17 protein-coding genes are annotated in these 20,081 nt (G+C 72.1%); 6 read left to right on the forward strand and 11 right to left on the reverse strand.

All coding sequences use genetic code 11. The features are described 5' to 3' along the window. Positions 1–10 precede the first annotated feature (10 nt). Positions 11–1,345 (forward strand): outer membrane protein assembly factor BamB family protein, encoded by a 1,335-nt coding sequence (locus IEY99_RS00940; RefSeq protein WP_189198754.1) that lies wholly within the window; start codon positions 11–13, stop codon positions 1,343–1,345. Here the strand turns inward: IEY99_RS00940 and prfA are convergent. Both prfA and rpmE read right to left on the reverse strand, forming a co-directional pair. After that, positions 1,329–2,420, reverse strand: coding sequence for a peptide chain release factor 1 (gene prfA, locus IEY99_RS00945; protein WP_189198755.1), 1,092 nt, complete (start codon positions 2,418–2,420; stop codon positions 1,329–1,331). The two genes, IEY99_RS00940 and prfA, sit on opposite strands and share 17 nt — an antisense overlap. Before the next feature lie 66 nt (positions 2,421–2,486). Then, positions 2,487–2,711 carry a 50S ribosomal protein L31 gene (rpmE, locus tag IEY99_RS00950; protein ID WP_189198756.1) on the reverse strand — a complete coding sequence of 75 codons (225 nt, stop codon included), beginning with the start codon at positions 2,709–2,711 and terminating at the stop codon, positions 2,487–2,489. Between the two features lie 191 nt (positions 2,712–2,902). Between rpmE and IEY99_RS00955 the strand changes: the two genes are divergently transcribed. Genes IEY99_RS00955 through IEY99_RS00965 form a run of 3 tightly spaced genes read left to right on the forward strand, consistent with a single transcriptional unit; the run spans position 2,903 to position 5,507 of the window. Beyond that, positions 2,903–3,982, forward strand: a complete 1,080-nt coding sequence (locus IEY99_RS00955) for an RNA ligase (protein ID WP_189198757.1) — start codon at positions 2,903–2,905, stop codon at positions 3,980–3,982. Then, positions 3,979–4,875, forward strand: coding sequence for a phosphatase domain-containing protein (locus IEY99_RS00960; protein ID WP_189198758.1), 897 nt, complete (start codon positions 3,979–3,981; stop codon positions 4,873–4,875). The genes IEY99_RS00955 and IEY99_RS00960 overlap by 4 nt, the downstream gene beginning before the upstream one ends. After that, positions 4,875–5,507 (forward strand): RNA ligase family protein, encoded by a 633-nt coding sequence (locus IEY99_RS00965; protein WP_189198759.1) that lies wholly within the window; start codon positions 4,875–4,877, stop codon positions 5,505–5,507. Before IEY99_RS00960 ends, IEY99_RS00965 begins: the two co-directional genes overlap by 1 nt. On the opposite strand, the gene IEY99_RS00970 is transcribed toward IEY99_RS00965, so the two are convergent. The 3 genes from IEY99_RS00970 to thrB all read right to left on the reverse strand — a co-directional run bounded on the left by IEY99_RS00970 (position 5,504) and on the right by thrB (position 10,105). After that, complete coding sequence (locus tag IEY99_RS00970) at positions 5,504–6,655, reverse strand: nitric oxide synthase oxygenase (RefSeq protein WP_189198760.1); 1,152 nt, start codon at positions 6,653–6,655, stop codon at positions 5,504–5,506. The genes IEY99_RS00965 and IEY99_RS00970 overlap by 4 nt on opposite strands. Positions 6,656–6,815: 160 nt before the next feature. After that, positions 6,816–8,870 carry a transcription termination factor Rho gene (gene rho / locus IEY99_RS00975; protein ID WP_189198761.1) on the reverse strand — a complete coding sequence of 685 codons (2,055 nt, stop codon included), beginning with the start codon at positions 8,868–8,870 and terminating at the stop codon, positions 6,816–6,818. Between the two features lie 299 nt (positions 8,871–9,169). Beyond that, complete coding sequence (gene thrB, locus IEY99_RS00980) at positions 9,170–10,105, reverse strand: homoserine kinase (RefSeq protein ID WP_189198762.1); 936 nt, start codon at positions 10,103–10,105, stop codon at positions 9,170–9,172. A gap of 127 nt (positions 10,106–10,232) precedes the next feature. On the opposite strand from thrB, the gene IEY99_RS00985 reads away from it, so the two are divergent. Then, on the forward strand, positions 10,233–10,754 hold the full coding sequence (locus IEY99_RS00985) for a hypothetical protein (RefSeq protein ID WP_189198763.1): 522 nt from the start codon (positions 10,233–10,235) through the stop codon (positions 10,752–10,754). Between the two features lie 30 nt (positions 10,755–10,784). Here the strand turns inward: IEY99_RS00985 and IEY99_RS00990 are convergent, their stop codons facing one another. Together IEY99_RS00990 and IEY99_RS00995 are read right to left on the reverse strand one after the other, a co-directional pair. Then, positions 10,785–12,029, reverse strand: a complete 1,245-nt coding sequence (locus IEY99_RS00990; RefSeq protein ID WP_189198764.1) for an MFS transporter — start codon at positions 12,027–12,029, stop codon at positions 10,785–10,787. A gap of 56 nt (positions 12,030–12,085) precedes the next feature. After that, entirely contained in the window at positions 12,086–15,337 is a 3,252-nt protein-coding gene (locus IEY99_RS00995) for an efflux RND transporter permease subunit (RefSeq protein WP_189198765.1), read from the reverse strand. An 80-nt stretch (positions 15,338–15,417) separates the two neighbouring features. Here IEY99_RS00995 and IEY99_RS01000 point away from each other — a divergent pair, with 80 nt between their 5' ends. Beyond that, on the forward strand, positions 15,418–15,912 hold the full coding sequence (locus tag IEY99_RS01000) for a MarR family winged helix-turn-helix transcriptional regulator (protein WP_229797973.1): 495 nt from the start codon (positions 15,418–15,420) through the stop codon (positions 15,910–15,912). Here IEY99_RS01000 and thrC read toward each other — a convergent pair. The 4 genes from thrC to lysA form a co-directional block, all read right to left on the reverse strand. After that, positions 15,898–16,947, reverse strand: a complete 1,050-nt coding sequence (gene thrC / locus IEY99_RS01005; RefSeq protein WP_189198767.1) for a threonine synthase — start codon at positions 16,945–16,947, stop codon at positions 15,898–15,900. The two genes, IEY99_RS01000 and thrC, sit on opposite strands and share 15 nt — an antisense overlap. Before the next feature lie 68 nt (positions 16,948–17,015). After that, positions 17,016–17,384 (reverse strand): VOC family protein, encoded by a 369-nt coding sequence (locus IEY99_RS01010; protein ID WP_189198768.1) that lies wholly within the window; start codon positions 17,382–17,384, stop codon positions 17,016–17,018. Between the two features lies 1 nt (position 17,385). Continuing rightward, positions 17,386–18,699, reverse strand: a complete 1,314-nt coding sequence (locus tag IEY99_RS01015) for a homoserine dehydrogenase (RefSeq protein WP_189198769.1) — start codon at positions 18,697–18,699, stop codon at positions 17,386–17,388. Then, positions 18,696–20,081: a diaminopimelate decarboxylase gene (gene lysA / locus IEY99_RS01020; protein ID WP_189198770.1), complete on the reverse strand. Its 1,386-nt coding sequence runs from the start codon at positions 20,079–20,081 to the stop codon at positions 18,696–18,698. Before lysA ends, IEY99_RS01015 begins: the two co-directional genes overlap by 4 nt.

Consider the following 20,081-nt stretch of genomic DNA (forward strand, 5'->3'; position numbering starts at 1 on the left):
GCTGGGCGCCATGAGCGTCATCGATCTCGGTCTCGTCACGGACGAGCGGGACAGCCCGGCCGAGCCGGCCCGGCGACCACTGCGCCCCGGCGACCTCAGATGGATGCTGGCGGCGGTCGTCGCCGCGCTCTGCGTGCTCGGCCTGACGGGCTCGGCGCGGCCCGACTCGCACGCGCCGCGCCAGCTCTGGGCCGTCGCCTTCCAGTCCGAGGGCGACAGCTTCGCCGCGACGTCCGACCTGGTCTATGTGCTGAGCGGCGCGAAACGCAAGCTCACCGCGTACGGCGCGCGCGACGGTGCGGTGCGCTGGACCGACAGCACGCTGGGCGACACCGCCTGGATGCCGCCGGTGGAGGCCGGGGTGATGCTCCTGCCGGCGTCGGTGCAGGAGATCGCCACGGAGGAAGGGCACGGCCTGCAACCGGTCCTCCGGGAGAGCGTGGCCCTCGACGCGGTCACCGGCCGGGAGCTGTGGCGGCACCCCGGAGATGCCACCGTGGCCGGCGACGGCCGGGCCCTGCTCGTGGAATGGAACGACGACGCCAGCAGGATCCAGACCCTGCACATGGTCGGGCTGCGCGACGGCAAGCCGCTCTGGTCCCGGCCGGGCGGCGGCGCGGAGAGCTGGACGGTCGGCACCCCGGCCGGCTTCGCCGCCGACCGGCTGGCCACCGTCGGCGCCCGCGGGCAGATCAAGGTTCTGGACGCGGCGACCGGGCGGGTGGTGGCCACCGCGGTGGTGCCCTGGGTGAGCCAGAGTGCGCAGGGCGAGTCGTACAGCACCATCTCCGTCGAGGGCCGCACGCTGTATGTCGCGAGCGTGGACCAGGGCGAGGGGACGCTCGCGGCGTACGACACCGAGACGATGCGGCGCAAGTGGCACATCGGCGAGCGGGCCCCCGCGGGCGTCTACCGATGCGGCAGCGTGCTCTGCGTCGGCGGGTCGGACGGCTTGGCGGGCGTCGACCCGCAGAGCGGAGCGCTGCGCTGGCGCGCCACCGGCTCGCCCGGGGGCGTGCCGTTGCGCGGCGGCGCCCTGCTGGTCACCGGCGACGAGAGCGGCTCGCGCCACTTCGTGATCGACACCGCCAGCGGGCAGCGCGTCGGCGACCTGGGCACCGGAACGCTGGTGTTCAACTATTCCTACCGGCAGGAGGCGCTGTACCTGCTGACGCCCACGTCCCAGCCGCCGGGCCAGGTGGCCGTCAGGAAGGTCGAGGACACCGGCAGGGCGGTGCTGCGGGGCGTGATGGCACCCCCCTCGGACCACAACTGTCAGAACGCCGGCAAGCTGATCGCGTGCGTGACCACCGACGGGCGCCTCACGGTCACGGACGTCGGCTGATCTCGGACTCGCCCGCCAGGCGGGCGGCCCGGTCGGCCTCCGCGAGGGCGTCGAGCACGCCGTCGAGCTCGCCGCCGAGCGCGAGATCCAGGTTGTACGCGGTGTAGCCGATGCGGTGGTCGGTGATCCGGTTCTGCGGGAAGTTGTACGTCCGGATGCGCTCCGACCGGTCCACCGTGCGGACCTGCGCCTTGCGCGCGTCGGAGGCGGCGGCGTCGGCCTCCTCCTGGGCGGCGGCCAGCAGCCGGGCGCGCAGGATCCGCATCGCCTGCTCGCGGTTCTGCAGCTGGCTCTTCTCGTTCTGGCAGCTCACCACGATGCCGGTGGGCAGGTGCGTGATGCGTACGGCCGAGTCCGTGGTGTTGACGGACTGACCGCCGGGACCGGACGAGCGGAACACGTCGACCCGGATGTCGCCCGCGTCGATCTGCACGTCGACGTCCTCCGCCTCGGGCAGCACCAGCACGCCCGCGGCCGAGGTGTGGATGCGGCCCTGCGACTCGGTGACCGGCACCCGCTGGACGCGGTGCACGCCGCCCTCCCACTTCAGCCGGGACCAGACCCCGTGGCCGCCCTCGGGCACGCCCTTGGTCTTGACCGCCACCGAGACGTCCTTGACCCCGCCCAGGTCGGACTCCTGCGCGTCGATGACCTCGACGGTCCAGCCGCGGCGCTCGGCGTACCGGGTGTACATGCGCAGCAGGTCGCCCGCGAACAGCGCCGACTCCTGGCCGCCCTCGCCGGCCTTGATCTCGACGATCACGTCCTTGGCGTCGTGCGGATCCCGCGGGATCAGCATCTCGCCGAGCTTCTCCTCCAGCGGCGGCAGGGTGGCGGCGACCGCCTCGACCTCCGCGGCGAACGACGGGTCCTCGGCGGCCAGCTCCCTGGCCGCGGCCAGGTCGGCGCGGGCGGCCTCGAGCTCGGTGTGGGCGGCGTAGAGCGGCGCCAGCTCGGCGAAGCGGCGCCCGACCCGGCGCACCAGGGCCTGGTCGGCGTGGATGGAGGGGTCCTCCATCTGCTTCTCGAGCTGCGCGTACTCGTCCAGCAGCGTGGTCAGCCGGTCGTTGCTCACGGTTCCCCCTACATACCAACGGCGCCCGGCCCCGCTGTGGTGCGGAACCGGGCGCCGTAGAGGCGGTTACTTCTTCTTGCCGGCGTTGACCTTGGCGTACTTCGCCTGGAACTTGGCGACCCGGCCCGCGGTGTCCAGCACGCGCTGCTTACCCGTGTAGAAGGGGTGGCAGGCGCTGCAGGTCTCGACGCGGATCTCGCCGCCCTTGGCGGTGCTGCGGGTCGTGAAGGTGCTGCCGCAGGAGCAGACGACCTCGGTGGTCGTGTACTCCGGGTGGATACCGCTCTTCATGTCGTCTCGGTCTCTCTCGATAAGCGGTCGCCGGGTCGCCGAGTGCTCAGGGCGTGAACCGGAACCTTTTGCTGGCCGATGGACCAGTCTGCCATGTCACACCCCCCAACCGAAAATCAGGAGGTGTTTCCTGGTCCGCGATGGATAACGTGAGCGGCCCTCGCGGCATTCCCTCGGAAAGGAAACGTGCCATGACGCTGCTCGCCGACGTCCTCGACCCGGTCGAACTGACCACCGCGGTCGAAAACGGGCACGTACGGAAGCAGCGCCACCCCTCGCGCCCGTATGTGATCTACAACTACACCGAGTCCTGCCAGTACGCCGCCGCCTGGACCCCGGTGACCCTCGCCTGCCGCGGTCTCGTGGTGGATCCGACGACCGGCACGGTGCTCGCGCGCCCCCTGCCCAAGTTCTTCAACCACACCGAGGGGCACGCGCCGTCGCTGCGCCCGGACGCCCCGGTGGCGGTGACGGACAAGGCGGACGGGTCGCTCGGCATCATCTACCCCGACGGGGACCGGCTCGCCGTCGCGACGCGCGGCTCGTTCGCCTCGGCTCAGGCCGTGCACGCCACGGAGATCCTGCGGACCCGGTACGCGGACTTCACGCCGCCGCCCGGGCGCACGGTCCTGGTGGAGATCATCTACCCGGAGAACCGGATCGTCGTCGACTACGGCGCCCTGGACGACCTGGTGCTGCTCGGCGCGGTCGACATCGCCACCGGGCGCACGTGCGGCCCGGCCGGCGTGCCGGGATGGCCGGGCCCGCGGGTGGACTCCTTCGCGTACGCGACGCTGGCCGAGGCGCTCGCCGCCGAGCCGCGCGACGGGCGGGAGGGTCTGGTGGTGCACCTGCTCGACACCGACGAGCGCGTGAAGATCAAGTACGCCGAGTACGTCCGGCTGCACCGCCTCGTCACGGGGCTCTCCGCCCGTACGGTATGGGAGGTGCTGGCCTCCGGCGGAGACCTGGACGCGCTGACGGCACCCCTGCCCGACGAGTTCCACGCGTGGGTCCGCGGGGTCGCCGGGGAGCTCGTGGCGGTCGTCGAGGAGATGGCCGCCCAGGTGGAGAAGGAGTTCGCGGCGATCGTGGGCGACCTGCCCGACGGCTGGGGCCGTCGGGAGTTCGCGGCCCGGGCGGTGCGCAGCGAGCACCGGGGCGCGCTGTTCCTGCGGCTGGACGGCAGGGACTACCGTCCCGGCCTGTGGCAGCTCGCCAGGCCGGCCGGCGACGTGACCCCCGGGGGAAGTCAGGTGAGTGAGGAATGACGAGACTGCTGATCACCCGCGGGCTGCCCGCCTCGGGCAAGACCACCTTCGCACGCAAGCTGCAACCGCAGGTCGTCCGGGTCAACCGCGACGACCTGCGGCGGATGCTGCACGGCGAACGGCTCTTCACCCAGCGCGCCGAGGCGCAGGTCACCCAGGCCCAGCGGGCGGCCGTCGAGGCGCTGCTGCGGGCGCACGGCGACGTGATCGTCGACGACACCAACCTGCGGGCCAAGACGGTCCGCGAGTGGGCGGAGCTCGCGGCACGCTTCCACGCGACGTTCGAGGTGCACGACTTCACCGACGTACCCGTCGAGGAATGCGTGCGCCGCGACGCCGAGCGGGCGGAGGAGGACCGGGTCGGCGAGGCGGCGATCCGCCGCATGCACGAGCGCTACCTGGCGGGCAGGAACCTGCCGCTGCCGGTGCCGTACGTCGATCCGGGCGGCCCCGGGGTCGTCTACCGGCCGGATCCCGAGCTGCCCCCGGTCGTGCTCGTCGACATCGACGGCACGGTCGCGCTGATGAACGGGCGCAGTCCGTTCGACTGGGCGCGGGTCGGCTCCGACCTGCCGAACCCGGCCGTCATCACGGCGGTCCGGGCGATGCACGCGGCCGGCCACGCCATCGTCTTCTGCTCCGGGCGCGACGCGGTCTGCCGGGCGGAGACCGAGGCCTGGTTGGACCTTTACGTCGGCGTGCCGTACGAAGGACTTTTCATGCGGCCCGAGGGCGACTCGCGTAAGGACGCGATCGTCAAGCGGGAGATCTTCGACCGGGAGATCCGCGACCGCTGGCGCGTGGTCGGCGTCTTCGACGACCGGCAGCAGGTCGTGCGCATGTGGCGTGCGCTGGGGCTGACCGTGTTCCAGGTGGCGGAGGGGGACTTCTGATGAGCGGGCAGGCGGGAAAGTATCCGCGGACCTTCCACCTGCCCGACTCACCCGGCGCCACGGACGACGACAAGGTGCAGCACGATCTGTCCTGGTTGGACGGCGAGCTGGTGGTGACGGAGAAGCTCGACGGCGGCAACCTCACCTTCACCCGCGACGCCATGTACGCCCGCTCCCTCGACTCCGGCACCCAGCCCTGGGACCGGCCGGCGAAGGCGCTGTGGGCGATGACGGCCTATCGGATCCCGGACGACTGGCGGGTCTGCGGCGAGTCGATGTGGGCGCGGCGCAGCATCGCCTACCGGGACCTTCCCGGCGTCTTCATCGTCTTCGGCATCTGGGACGAGACCGGCACGCTGCTCGGCTGGGACGACACGGTCGACTGGGCGCAGCGCCTCGAGCTGCCGGTGGTGCCCGTCCTCTACCGCGGGGGCAGCCTCAGCGAGGCGCGCGCGGCGTGGGCGCGGCGGCACACACCGGAGACCTCCGAGGGGTTCGTGGTGCGCAGCGCCGGCCGCATCCCGGCCGACGAGTTCTCCGTCAAGCTGCTCAAGTGGGTACGCGCGGGGCACGTCCGCACGGATGCGTCGTGGCGGCATCGCGACGACTTCGCCGTGAACGAGTTCGCCTAGTTCTGCGCGTACGGGCACGTGTGCTCGTTCGGATAGAAGTTGGGCCGCAGGTCCATCTCCGCGTAGTAGCGGTGGAAGACCGGCGTGATGCCGCCGGAGATCGGCGGGACGATCCAGGTCCAGTCGGCCGGCACCGGACGGCCCGCCCTCTCCTCGTTGCTCAGGTGGCTCATGAAGCGCTGGGACTCGGTGTGGTGGTCGCTGATGCGCACGCCCGCTCGGTCGAAGGACCACAGCACCGCGCGGTTGAGCTCGACCAGGGCCCGGTCGCGCCACAGGGTGGCCTCGCTGCTCGTGTCGAGCCCCATCCGCTCGGCGACGGTGGGCAGCAAGTTGTAGCGGTCCGCGTCGGCGAAGTTGCGGGCCCCGATCTCGCTGCCCATGTACCAGCCGTTGAAGGGCGCCAGCGGGTAGTTCACGCCGCCGATGGTCAGGCGCATGTTGGAGATGGCCGGGACGGCGTGCCAGCGCAGGCCCAGCTCGGCGAACCAGCCGAGCTCGGGGTGCGTGATGGGCACCTCGAGGACCGCGCGCTCCGGCAGCTCGTAGAGGCGTACCGGCTCGCCGGGCACCTCCACGGCGAGCGGCAGGATGTCGAACGCGTCGCCCTTGCCCCGCCAGCCGAAGCCCTCCATCGCCGCGGTGAAGTCCGCCTGCCGTGGGTCGCCCACCACGTCGTCACCCCGGCGGTACCCGGCGTAGCGGACGAGCTGCTCGTTCCAGAGCTTCGCGTACGGCTGCCCCGGCTGCGCCGCGGCGAAGATGCTGATGACCGGACGGATCTTGCCGCCTCCCTGTCCCCCGCCGGCCGCCTGGAGATGGTGGACGAGCAGGGAGAAGATCTCGTCGGCGGTCCGGGCGCGGCGGCGGTCCAGGACGACGAGGCTGCGCCAGTACAGCCGGCCGATGCACCGGCTCGAGTTGCGCCAGGCCATCTTGGCGCCGTACGCCAGTTCGTCGGTGGTGTGCACGTAACTGCCGGTGGCGGCGATCTGCGCGCGGACGATGGCCAGCCGCGGCTCCACCGGGCCGAGCCGGGGATTCTCCAGGTAGCACCGGCGCAGGAAGTCCTCCGCCTCGCCCGGATCGACGGGAGCGATCGGGTCCCACCGTGTCGGCGGATGGTCCCGGTAACCAGGCACGATCATCGAGCGCCCTCCCCCAAATCGAGTAGGTGATACCGGAGGTTCGCACGACCCCTTACGAGACGAAACGCACTCGGTGTGCGACAAAGGGGCGGTCACCTTGCGGTGACCGCCCCTTTTCGGGCGCTTTTGACCCTTACCTAATAGGCGACAGGAGAATTACTCACTCCCCCGGAGTCGACTTCGCGATCTGCATCAGGAACTCGATGTTGGTCCGCGACTGCTTGAGCCGGTCGAGCAGAAGGTCCAGTGCGGCCGACGACTCCAGCGAGCTCAGCACCTTGCGGAGCTTGTGGACGATCGCCAGCTCCTCCTTGCCGAGCAGGATCTCTTCCTTGCGGGTGCCGGACGGGTGGATGTCGATGGCCGGGAAGGTCCGCTTGTCGGCGATCTTCCGGTCGAGCTTGAGCTCGGCGTTACCCGTGCCCTTGAACTCCTCGAAGATGACGGTGTCCATCATCGAGCCCGTCTCCACCAGCGCGGTCGCGAGGATCGTCAGCGAGCCACCGTTCTCGATGTTGCGCGCCGCGCCGAGGAACCGCTTCGGCGGATAGAGCGCGGTCGAGTCGATACCACCGGACATGATGCGGCCGGAGGCCGGCGCCGCCAGGTTGTACGACCGGCCGAGCCGGGTCACCGAGTCGAGCAGCACGACCACGTCGTGGCCCAGCTCGACCAGACGCTTGGCCCGCTCGATCGCCAGCTCGGCGACCGTGGTGTGGTCCTGCGGCGGCCGGTCGAACGTGGCCGCGATGACCTCGCCCTTGACCGAGCGCTGCATGTCGGTGACCTCTTCGGGCCGCTCGTCGACCAGCACGACCATCAGGTGGCACTCGGGGTTGTTGTGGGTGATCGCGTTGGCGATCGCCTGCAGCACCATCGTCTTGCCGGCCTTCGGCGGCGAGACGATCAGGGCGCGCTGGCCCTTGCCGAGCGGCATCACCAGGTCGATGACGCGCGTGGTCAGGATGTGCGGCTCGGTCTCCAGGCGCAGGCGCTCCTGCGGATAGAGCGGGGTGAGCTTGTAGAACTCGGGGCGGCGGCGGGCCTCCTCGGGCTCCATCCCGTTGATGGTGTCCAGGCGCACCAGCGGGTTGTACTTGTCGCGCCGCTGCTCGCCGTCGCGCGGCGCGGCCCGCACGGCACCGGTGACCGCGTCGCCGCGGCGCAGCCCGTGCTTCTTGACCTGGGACATCGACACGTAGACGTCGTTGGGGCCGGAGAGGTAACCGGTGGTCCGCACGAACGCGTAGTTGTCGAGCACGTCCAGGATGCCGGCCACCGGCACGAGGACGTCGTCCTCGTTGACGTGCGGCTCGCGACCGCCGTCCCGGCCGCCCTCGCGACCGCCGTCGCCGTCGCGGTCCCGGCCGCGGCGACGGTCCCGGAAGCGGCTGCGCCGGCTGCGCCGCCCGCCCTCGCCGTTCTCGTTGTCGTCGTCGTCGTGTCCGTCGTTGCGCGGACCGCGGTCGTTGCGGTCGCCGCGGTCACCCCGGTCGTTGCGGTCACCCCGGTCGTTGCGGTCGCCGCCCTCGGAGCGCTGCTGGTTGCGCTGGCGGTCGCGGTTGCGGTCGCCACGCTCGGAGCGGTCGGTGCGCTCGGCACGCTCGCCGCTCTCGGCGCCATCGGTGCGGGTCTCGCCCTGGTCGCGAGGCTCGCGCTCCGGCCGGTCCTGGCGCTCCGGCCGGTCCTGGCGCTCCTGCCGGTCCCGGCGGCTGCGGCGGCCCTGCTCGGGCTCGGCCTGGCCGGCCTGCTCGTCGGCCCGCTGCCCAGGCTGCTCCTCGGTGCGTGCGGCGGGCTCCTCGGCCCGCTGGCCGGCCTGCTGACCGGACCGCTCCGCGGCTGCGGGGGCCGTCTCCGTGGTCGCCGGTGCCGGCTGACCGGCCGCGGAGGAAGCGGCGGTGGCGGCGGGCGCGGGAGTGGAACCGGCGTCGGCCGACGCCGCGGCGGCACTGTTGCCGCGGCGCGGGCGCGGAGTGCTCTCGGCGGCGGCCGGAGCCCCGCCGCTCTGCCGCTCCGAGATCGCGGCGATCAGCTCACCCTTGCGCATCCGGGCGGTGCCGGAGATGCCCAGGGAGGCGGCGAGACTCTGCAGCTCGGGCAGCAGCATCGCGGACAGCCCGGTGCCGCCGCGGCGGCGCTTGGTGACAGCCGCGGTGGTGGCGCCGTCATCAGCGACGTCAGAAACACCCGACGTCACGTCGGTGGTGTCGCTCAATGGATTCCTTCCGTCGAAAAAGCCAAGACCACCCGGGTCTGCAGCAGCCTGGTGGCCGGGTGCCCTCGGAACCCGCTTCGCAACTGCGGCGCGGGAGTTTTGCAGCACGGCAGCTCGACGGTTTCCCGACCCGTCGTCCAGCGACGGGTAGGTCTCGGCGAGTGCAGCGATCTGATGACCTGCTGCCCGGCGTGTGCCTTGAAAAGAGTTGAGACGAGCCAGATCGGCGTATGTCTCGGGGGTGCGCGCCGAACCGCAGAGATCGCTTGCTTCGCGGCTGTGCTAGGTCCTGAGCGTAGTCAACTCTGACGACCTGCGGCAACAGGGTCCCGCTCGGCGTGTTCCACCATACTCCCTCCGGCAAGGGCTCCGGCGACATCCACGCTCAACGTCTCGGCGCGCCACGCCGTACCCGGGTCGAAATCGGCCGGCACCGGGCTCAGCGCGAGCACCGTCGGACCCGCCCCGCTCACCACGGCGGCCACACCGAGCGACCGCAGGGCGTCGACGAGCGCGGCCGTGCCGGGCATGCCGCCGGCCCGGTAGGCCTGGTGCAGGCGGTCCTCGGTCGCCGCGAAGAGCAGGCCGGGGTCGGCGCCGAGCGCGTGCACGAGCAGCGCGGAGCGCCCTGCGTTGAACGCGGCGTCCGCGTGCGGCACGCTGGGCGGCAGCGCGGCCCGTGCCGTCGAGGTCAGGCCGCGCTCCTGCGGGACGAAGATGGTCGGGCGCACGCCCGCGGCGGTGCCGAGCCGCACGGCCCGGGCCCCGGACTCCTCGGTCCAGGCGATGGTGAACCCGCCGAGCAGGCACGGCGCGACATTGTCGGGATGCCCTTCCAGCTCGGCGGCTATCCGCAACGCGTCGGTGTCGGACATCTGCCCACCGGCCAGCGCCCGGGCGAGCTGCACGCCCCCGACGATGGCGGCGGAGGAGGAACCGAGCCCGCGAGCCTGGGGGATCCGGTTGACGCACTCGACGGCGACACCGGGCGGGCGCCCGCCCAGCTCGTCGAAGGTGCGCAGCATCGCCCGCACGACCAGGTGCGTCTCGTCCCGGGGAAGCTCACCGGCCCCTTCCCCGGACACGGACACGGTGAAGCGGTCGCCGGTGACCCGGGCGGACAGGTCGTCGTGCAGGCTGAGCGCGAGGCCCAGCGCGTCGAAACCCGGGCCGAGGTTGGCGCTGGTGGCGGGAGTCCGCACCCGTACCGGCTCGGAGACGAAGGTCAGGCCCATCGCCACATGCTAGGCCTTGATCGACTCGGGCGCGTCACCAGCACGGCAGGAACCGGACAGCCCGCGCGGCGCGGGCGTTACGGGGCGGACTCCGGCGATGTCGTACCCCTCGGCTACGGTCGCGGTCATGAGCGTGGGATATCTGTTGCCGGCCCTCCTGACCCAGCTGCCGCTGCTGGCCGTGCTGGTCGCCGGCCTGGTCGTGGTCTCGGCCCGCCGCGCGCATCTGGGCCCGCGCAGCGTCATGCTCGCCCGGCTGGGGCTGGGCCTGCTGGTGGCGAGCCAGCTGTGCAACATGCTGTGGTTCGCGGTGTTTCCGCAGGTCGTCCGCTCCATGGGCGGCACCGGCTCCCGCTATGCGGTGGCGACCGCATCGGTCGGCATCGTGCTCAGCCTGCTGCTGGCCGCGGGCGTCGGCCTGCTCGTCGCCGCGGTGGTGACCCGCGCACCGGCGGCCCCCGGCGCTTTCCCGGCGGCCCCCGGCGGCTTCCCCGCGGCCCCCGGCGGCTTCCCCGCGGCCCCCGGTGGCTTCCCGGCGGCCCCCGGTGGCTTCCCGGCCGGGCCCGGCGTCCAGGGGCCGGGACACACCGCCTACCCGGCGCCCCGCAACGCCCCCCACGATCCGACGGCCTACCCGCCGGGGAGCTGAGGCCCGGCCGGACGGCCTGTGCCGCGACCGTCATTGCCGGACCGCGGGTTCGCCGGGCGCGGGCGTGTCCGCCAGCGACAGGTTGCGGGTCGCGGCCCGCCAGCCGATCGCGTAGACCAGGGTGATCAGGCCGCAGGAGATGACGATCACCCGCAGGTCGACCCGGTCCACGACGAGCGCCGCGCCGAGCTGGCTGATCGAGATCGCCAGCGTGGCCAGCATCATGTCGGTGGCGAAGACGCGTCCGCGGAGGCGGTCGGGCACCTCGCCCTGGAGCGCGTAGTTGGACAGCACCCAGTTGGTGCCGCCCGCGAAGTGAGCCAGGAAGACCAGCATCAGCACGAGCGGGAACCACGGCACCAGCGCCACGCCGAGGTAACTCAGGCCGTACAAGCTCATCGAGACGGCCAGGCCCGGCAGCAGCCACGAGCGGTGGTCCAGCACCCGCCGCATCAGCAGCGGGCCGACCAGCGCGCCCGCCCCGCGGACGGCGAAGAGCAGACCCGTGCCGAGCGCGCCGACCCCGTACACGCCGGCGAGCAGGGGGAAGACCGTGAGCACCCCGTTGCCGAGCCCGACCGCCGACTTCACCGTCACCAGCGCCCGGATCCGCGGCCTGGTGCCGATGTAGCGCAGCGCCTCGACGAGCGCGTGCCAGGTGCGCGGTGCGGGGGCCGACGCGTCCCGCGGGGCCTGCAACGGCCGGCGGATCAGGAAGGTCAGCACGGCCGCCGCCAGCAGGCCGGCCACGGCGACCCCGAAGCTGATGTACGGCCCGAACGCGCCGCTCACGATGCCGCCGAGGGACGCGCCGACGATCGTCATCGTGCCCCACGCCGAGCCGGCCACCGCGTTGGCCGCGGGGAGGTCCCCGGGATCGACCACGTTGGGCAGCGCGGCCGACGCGGCCGGTGAGTAGAACGCCTTGGCGACGGCGACCGCGCCGATCGCGACGAGGGCGAGCGGGGCGGTGGCCGCCGAGTGCACCAGGAACAGCAGCGACGTGGCGACGAGCGCCGCCGCGTTGGCGGCGATGAGGATCACGCGGCGGTCCTTGCGGTCGGCGACCGTGCCCGCGTACGGCAGCAGCACCGCGGTGATGCCGGTGTCGGCGGCGAGCACCAGCGCGCCCCACACGCCGCTGCCGGTCAGCTCCGGGAGCAGTACCAGCAGCGGCACCATGACGAACCAGTCGGCGCCGAAGACGACCAGTTCCGCGACGAACAGGCGGCGGAAGTCGCGGTTACGGGTAAGGACCGAGAGGGGAGTTGCCACGTACGCGAACAGTACCGGCCGCCTCGGCTCGCGCCGGACGACCGGTACGCCCGCGATCAGTGGGCGGGATTGCCCGCCGGTGCCTCGTGTGCCCCGCCGCTGGAGTCCGGCGCCGGGACGTCGGCCGGCACGATCGGCTCGGGGCCGGCCGCCGCGTGTCTCGGGGCGTCGGACCGGCCGGCCGTGGCCGGCGCCTGCTCCGGGGTGCCGCTGGCCGCGACCGCCTTGCGGGCCCGCCGGCGTTCCCGCCGCTCGCGCCCCTTGAGCTTGGTGTTCTCCACCATCGTGTAGAGCGCCGGCACCAGCACCAGCGTCAGCAGCGTGGAGCTCACCAGGCCGCCGATGACCACGACGGCGAGCGGCTGCGAGATGAAGCCGCCCTCTCCGGTCAGGCCCAGCGCCATCGGCAGCAGCGCGAAGATGGTCGCGATGGCCGTCATGAGGATCGGGCGCAGCCGGTGCCGGCCGCCCTCGATCACCGCTTCCTGGACGCCCATGCCGGCGGTCCGGTAGTGGTTGATCAGGTCCATCAGCACGATGGCGTTGGTGACCACGATGCCGACCAGCATGAGCACGCCGATCAGGGCCGGCACGCCGAGCGGGGTGCCGGTCGCGAGCAGCAGGGCGATCGCGCCGGTCGCCGCGAACGGGATCGAGATCAGCAACAGCAGCGGCTGAAGCAGGCTACGGAACGTCGCCACCATGATGACGAAGACGATCGCGATGGCGGCGAGGACCGCGAGCCCGAGGTCGGCGAACGCCTCCGCCTGCTCCTGGCTCACGCCGCCGATCTTCTTCTTCGCCCCCGCGGGCAGCGTCAGGGCGTCGAGCCGCTGGGTGAGCTCCTTCGTGGTGGCGCCGACGTCGGAGCCGGTCGCGGTGCCCTTGACCGTGGCGCTGCGGTTGCCGTCGATCCGGGTGACCTCCTCCGGGCCGTCGACCTCCTTGACGTCCGCGACCGTGTCCAGCGGCACCGGCGGGCCGGCCGGCGTCGTGATCGGCAGCTTGCGCAGGGCGTCGGCGTCGGCGGGCGGGGCGCCCAGCGTGACGACCACGTCCCGGCTCGCCCCGTCGACGGTGATCTTTCCGGCCGGCGCCGCACGGAACGATCCGGCGACCGCCTGTCCGACGGCGGCCTCGGTCAGGCCCCGGCGGGCCGCCTCGGCACGGTCCACGACCACTTCCAGACGGGGCACGCTGGCGGCGAGCGAGGTGCTCACGTCGGTGACGCCCTTGGTGCCGGCCATCGCCTCCTCGACCTGCTTGGTGGCCGCGGCGAGGGTCTTCTGGTCGGCGGCCTGCACGACGACCGCGAGCTCGTCGGCGTTGAAGCCGCTGCCGTTGTCGCCGCCGACGGTGACCTCGCCGACGCCGGTCATGCCCTTGAACTGCTCGCGCAGCTCGTCGGAGATCTTCGCCGCGTCGGCGTCCTCGGTGAGCGCGACGTTGAAGCTGGCGCCGCTCGCGCCGCCCGAGCCGACGAAGGGGTTGAACTCGCCGTTGCCGACGGTCACCTGGTAGGTCTCGACGTCGTCGCGGGCCGCGAGGACCGCCTCCACCTTCTTGGCGGCCTCGTCGGTCACCGCCAGGCTGGTGCCGACCGGCAGGTCCTGGTTGACCATGATGGTGTCCTGGCCGGACTCGTCGAGGAAGTTGGTCTCGAGCTTGCTGGCCAGTCCCATGGTCCCGATCAGCACCAGCACGCCGAGCGCGACGGTGGCCCAGCGGGTGCCCCGGCTGCGGGTGACCCAGCGGATGACCGGCAGGTAGCTGCGCTGCAGCGGGCTGCGCAGCTCCTTCTCCTCGGCCGCCAGGCGCACGGCCTCGGACTCGCTGCCGCCGGCCGCCGGCCGCAGGAACCAGTACGCCAGCACGGGCACGACCGTGAGCGACACGAACAGCGAGGCCAGCAGCGCGACGGTGACGGTGATGGCGAACGGGGCGAACAGCTGCCCGACGAAGCCGCCGACGAGGGCGATCGGGGCGAAGACCGCGACCGTGGTCAGCGTGGAGGCGGTCACCGCGCCGGAGACCTCCTTCACCCCGGACATGATGGCGTGGACCTTCGTCTCGCCGTACCCGAGATGGCGCTTGATGTTCTCCAGCACGACGATCGAGTCGTCCACGACGCGGCCGACCGCGATGGTCAGCGCGCCGAGGGTGAGCAGGTTGAGCGAATAGTCGCCGATCCAGAGCCCGATCAGCGCGATCAGCACGGACAGCGGGATGGACACCGCGGTGACCAGTGTGGACCGCACCGACAGCAGGAAGACCAGGATGACGATGACGGCCATGACCAGGCCGAGCAGGCCCTCGGTGGTCAGGCTCTCGATGGAGCGCTCGACGAACGGCGCCTGGTCGGTGATGACCGTCAGCTTGGCGCCGGAGGAGCCCTCCAGCTCGGCGAGCTTCTCGCGGACGGCGTGCGAGATGGCGACGGCGTTGCCGTCGGGGGCGGCGGTGACCGCCACGCCCAGGCTCTCGACGCCGTCCGTACGCGTGAAGGAGGTGGCCGTGGCGAGCTCGCTGGTGACCGTGGCGACGTCGCCGAGCTTGACCGGGCCCTTGCTGCCGGTGAGGTAGAGCGCGCGGAGCTGGTCCACGGTCGTGATCGGAGTGCCGACCTGCACGCTCAGCGAGCGGCCGTCCGCGGTGAGGGCGCCCGCCGGCACCGAGATGCCGTTGCTCTGCAACAGGGTGGCGATGGCGCGGGGGTCGGCCCCGGCGGCGCCGAGCTTGGCCAGGTCGGGCTTGATCACGACCTGCTCTTTGCGGGTGCCGGTGATCTGTACGTCGCGCACGCCCTCGATGGCGGTGAGCTCTGGTACGACGGTGCGCTGCAGCCGCTGCGCGAGGTCGGACTGGCCGGAGCCGCCGGTCGCGGCGAGGACGATGGCGGGGATGTCGTCGGTGCCACCGGCGAAGATGGTCGGCTCGACGTCGTCGGGGAGCGTGGGCTGGATCCGGTTGACCGAGGTGGTGAGCTGGTTGATCGCGTTGTCGAGGTCGGTGCCGAACTCGTACTGCACGAGGATCGTGGCCGAGCCCTCACGCGTGGTCGACTGGATCGTGTCCAGGCCGTCGGCGCCCTTGACCGCGTCCTCGATCGGCCGGGTGACCTGCTCCTCCATGATCTCCGGGCTGGCGCCCGGCAGGACCACGCCGATGAACGCGCCGGGGAACTCCAGCGACGGCAGGAGCTGCTGCTTGAGGGACGGGATGGCGTAGACGCCGAAGCCGGTGATCACCACCGCGATGAGGGCGACCAACCCTCGGTTGGCGAGACTGAGCCTGGTCAGGAATGACATGTGCTCCCCCGATTAAGTTCGTCCTGGGCATATAGTTTGCCCGACGCGAACAAATGGTTTTCGGCGGGGCGGGAGGTGCGGTGGCGGACCAGGAACGACTGATCGCCGACATCATGGGCGCCCAGCAGCAGCTTCAGCACCTGTTCGCGTACGACCGCTCGGATCCGCTCTTCACGTCCCAGCTCACCATGTCGCAGCTGAAAATTCTCTTCCTTCTGCACAGATCGGGCGCCACGTCGGGCCGCGAGCTGGCCGGCCTGCTGGGAGTGAGCCTGGCCACGCTGAGCGGCATGGTGGACCGGCTCGTGGCCCAGAACCTCGCGACCCGCGCGGAGGACCCGCACGACCGCCGGGTCCGGCGCATCAGCCTGAGCCCGGCCGGCCACGAGCTGATCTCGAGGATCATCACGGCGGGCGCCGAGCGGCAGCGAAAGCTCCTCACCAGGCTGACGGGCGAGGAACTGCACACCGTCCGCGACGCCATGGCGGCCCTGGTCCGGGTCGCCATGGAGGACTCGGCGGCGGCGCCCCCGGACCTTTGCCGGCGACCCCCGGGGCGGTCAGACGAGATCTAGGGCCCGGGCGGCGGCGAGGACGTCGTTGTGGATGGTGGTGGGCGACGGCGCCGTGGAGATGGCCCACTCCGGGTCCTTCAGGCCGTGCCCGGTGACGGTGCAGACCACCGTCGCGCCGGCCGGGATCATGCCCGCCCCGGCCTGCTGGAGCAGGCCCGCCACGCTGGCCGCGCTGCCCAGCTCGACGAAGACGCCGACCTCGCGGGCGAGCAACCGGTACGCCGCCAGGATCTCCCGGTCGGTCACCGCCGAGATCAGCCCGCCGGAGGCGTCCCGGGCGTCGAGCGCCTTGGTCCAGCTCGCCGGGTTGCCGATGCGGATGGCGGTGGCGATGGTCGACGGCTCGGGCACCACCTGGCCGGTGACCAGCGGCGCGGCGCCGGCGGCCTGGAAGCCGTACATCTTCGGCAGGATCTTGCTGTTGCCCGCCTCCCGGTCCTCCTCGTAGCCCATCCAGTACGCCGAGATGTTGCCCGCGTTGCCGACCGGCAGGCAGTGGATGTCCGGGGCGGTGCCGAGCGCGTCCACGATCTCGAAGGCGGCGGTCTTCTGGCCGTGCAGGCGGAAGATGTTGACCGAGTTGACCAGCGACACCGGGAAGTCCTGCGACAGCTTCGAGGCGAGCGCGAGGCAGTCGTCGAAGTTGCCGTTGACCTGCAGCAGCTTGGCGCCGTGCACCAGCGCCTGGGCGAGCTTGCCCAGGGCGATCTTGCCCTGCGGCACGAGCACCGCGCAGGTGACGCCGGCCCGGGCGGCGTACGCCGCCGCCGACGCGCTGGTGTTTCCGGTGGAGGCGCAGATGATCGCCTTGGCGCCCTCCTCGACCGCCTTGGACACGGCCATGGTCATGCCGCGGTCCTTGAACGAGCCGGTGGGATTGGCGCCCTCGACCTTCAGGTAGACCTCCGCGCCGGTCTGCCGGGAGAGCACCGGAGCCGGCACGAGAGGTGTGTTCCCCTCGTGCAGGGTGACCACCGGGGTGGCCGCCGAGACCGGGAGCCGGTCACGGTACGCCTCGATCAGTCCCCGCCACATGGTCTTTTCCTCTCCGCTGACTTTCCCCAGGATGCCGCAGCCCGCCGGATGGCGAGACGGTGCATCCACTATGCGGGACCGTGGGACACGGCCTCCACGTTGTTCCCGTCCGGATCGCGCACGAACGCGCCGTAGTAGTTCTCGTGATACTCCGGGTGGACGGCCGGCGCGTGCAGCACCTCGGCGCCCGCCTCCACCGCCGCCGCGAAGAACGCGTCGACCGCCGCGCGGTCGACCGCCTTGAACGCGATGTGCGACTCGCGGAAGCCCTCGCCGGAGTTGTGCTCGCCGATCCAGAAGTCCGGGAAGTCGACCCCGTAGCCCATCGCGACCTTGTGGTCCATCATCCGCCGCACGCCCAGCGGCGCGAGCACCCGGTCGTAGAAGGCCGCGCTGGCGGCCAGGTCCGCACACTGGAAACCGACGTGATCGAGCATGTCAGGCCCCTCCCTCGACGCGTAGCACGCTCGCGATCGACCGGACGATGTCGAGCGAGCGCAGGTCCTCCACCGTCGCCGCCAGATTCGCATCCGGCGCGCCGTGCGTGACGATGACGAGCATCGCGTCCTCGTCCCGGCCGGACTGCCGTACGGTCGCGATCGACACCTCGTGCCGGGCGAAGACGCCGGCGACCGTGGCCAGCACGCCCTGGCGGTCGGCCACCTCCAGGCTGACGTGGTAGCGGGTCACCGCCTCGCCGATCGGGCGGATCGGCAGGTGGGCGTACGCGCTCTCGCTCGGCGCGCGGGTGCCGGCCAGCCGGTTGCGGGCGGCCGCCACGACGTCGCCGAGCACGGCGCTGGCGGTGGGCGTACCCCCGGCTCCCCGGCCGTAGAACATCAGCTGCCCCGCGGCCTCGGCCTCGACGAAGACCGCGTTGAACGCGTCGCCCACGCCGGCCAGCGGGTGGCTGCGCGGGATCATCGCCGGATGCACCCGGACGCTGACCGACTCACTCCCCGAGGAGTCCGCCCCGCGCTCGGCGAGACAGAGCAGCTTGATCGTGCAGCCCATCTCCTTGGCGCTGGCCACGTCCGCCGCCGTCACGCCGGTCATCCCCTCGCGGAAGACGTCGGCCGCGGTCACCCGCGTGTGGAACGCGAGCGAGGCGAGGATCGCGGCCTTCGCGGCGGCGTCGAAGCCCTCGACGTCGGCGGTCGGGTCGGCCTCGGCGTACCCCAGCTCGGTGGCCTCCTCCAGCGCCTCGCCGAAGCCGGCGCCGGTGGCGTCCATCGACGACAGGATGAAGTTGGTGGTGCCGTTGACGATGCCGGTGACCCGGGTGACCCGGTCGCCGTGCAGCGACTCGCGCAGCGGGCGCAGCAGCGGGATCGCACCGGCCACCGACGCCTCGTAGTACAGGTCGGCGCCGCCATCGGCGGCCGCGTCGTGCAGGGTCGCGCCGTCCTCGGCGAGCAGCGCCTTGTTGGCCGTCACCACGCTCTTGCCGCCGCGCAGGGCCTCGGTCAGCCAGGAGCGGGCCGGCTCGATGCCGCCGACGACCTCGATCACCACGTCGACGTCGTCCCGCTTGACCAGGCCCAGCGCGTCGGTGGTGAACAGCGCCGGGTCGACCGGGAGGTTGCCGCGCTCGCGGCCGAGCCGGCGCACCGCGACGCCGACGAGCTCGAGCGGCGCCCCGATCCGGGCGGTCAGGTCCTCCGCCTGGTCGTGCAGCAGCCGGACGACCTCGCTGCCGACCGTGCCGCAGCCGAGCAGGGCCAGACGAACCGCAGGCTTGCCAGAACTCATCCCACATCCAATGCGAGCAGATCTTCTTCGGTCTCCCGGCGGACGATCACCCGGGAGACGCCGTCACGGACGGCGACCACCGGCGGGCGCGGCACGTGGTTGTAGTTGCTGGCCATGCTCCGGCAGTACGCCCCCGTGCCGGGCACTGCAACAAGATCTCCGGGCTGCACGTCGGCGGGCAGGAATTCATCCTTCACGACGATGTCCCCGGATTCACAATGCTTTCCCACGACGCGGGCGAGCAGGGGCGGCGCCGGCGAGGTCCGGCCGGCCACGGTGGCGGAGTACGAGGCGTCGTAGAGCGCGGTCCGGATGTTGTCGCTCATCCCGCCGTCCACGCTGACGTACGTGCGGATGCCGTCGACGTCCTTGACCGTGCCCACCTCGTACAGGGTGAAGACGGCCGGTCCCACGATGGCCCGGCCCGGCTCGATGGAGAGCCGGGGCACCGCCAGCGACGCGGCGTCGCACTCCCCGGCGAGGATCTTGTTTATCCGCTTGGCCAGGTCGCCGGGCGTCGACGGGTCGTCCTGCGTCGTGTACGCGATGCCGAACCCGCCGCCGAGGTCCAGCTCGGGCAGCTCCACCCCGCGCGCGTCGCGGATCTGCGCCTGCAGCTCGATCACCCGCCGGGTGGCGACCTCGAAACCGGAGGTGTCGAAGATCTGCGAGCCGATGTGCGAGTGCAGGCCCCGCAGGTCGAGCACGCCCTCGTCGAGCACCCGGATCGCCGCCTCGAACGCGGCACCGCCGGCCAGCGAGAAGCCGAACTTCTGGTCCTCGTGCGCGGTCGCGATGAACTCGTGGGTGTGCGCCTCCACGCCGACCGTCACCCGGATCAGCACGGCGGGCCGCTTGCCGGTCTCCCGGGCGAGCGCGGTGAGCCGCTCGATCTCGTGGAACGAGTCCAGGATGATCCGGCCGACCCCGGCGTCCAGCGCCCGGCGCAGCTCGGACACGGACTTGTTGTTGCCGTGGAAGCCGATGCGCTCGGCCGGGAAGCCCGCGGACAGCGCGACCGCCAGCTCGCCGCCGGAGCAGACGTCGAGGAAGAGCCCCTCCTCGTCGATCATCCGCACCACGGCCTTGCAGAGGAACGACTTGCCCGCGTAGTAGACGTCCGCGCCGGCGAACGCGGCCGCGAAGTCGCGGCAGCGCGCCCGCAGGTCGACCTCGTCGAGCAGGTACGCCGGGGTGCCGTGCTCCGCCGCCAGGTCGCGCACGCTCACCCCGCCGACCTCGAGGGCGCCTTCTTCCGTACGGACGACGGTGCGCGGCCACAGCTGCGGCACCAACGCGTTCACGTCCTCGGGGGTCCGCAGCCACGCCGGTCCCCGGTTGCCGATGTCGCCGTGCAGCGCCCCGGCCTCGTGTGCCCGCAT

The organism is Couchioplanes azureus (genome assembly GCF_014648355.1).
GTDB classification, from domain to species: Bacteria; Actinomycetota; Actinomycetes; order Mycobacteriales; family Micromonosporaceae; genus Actinoplanes; species Actinoplanes azureus.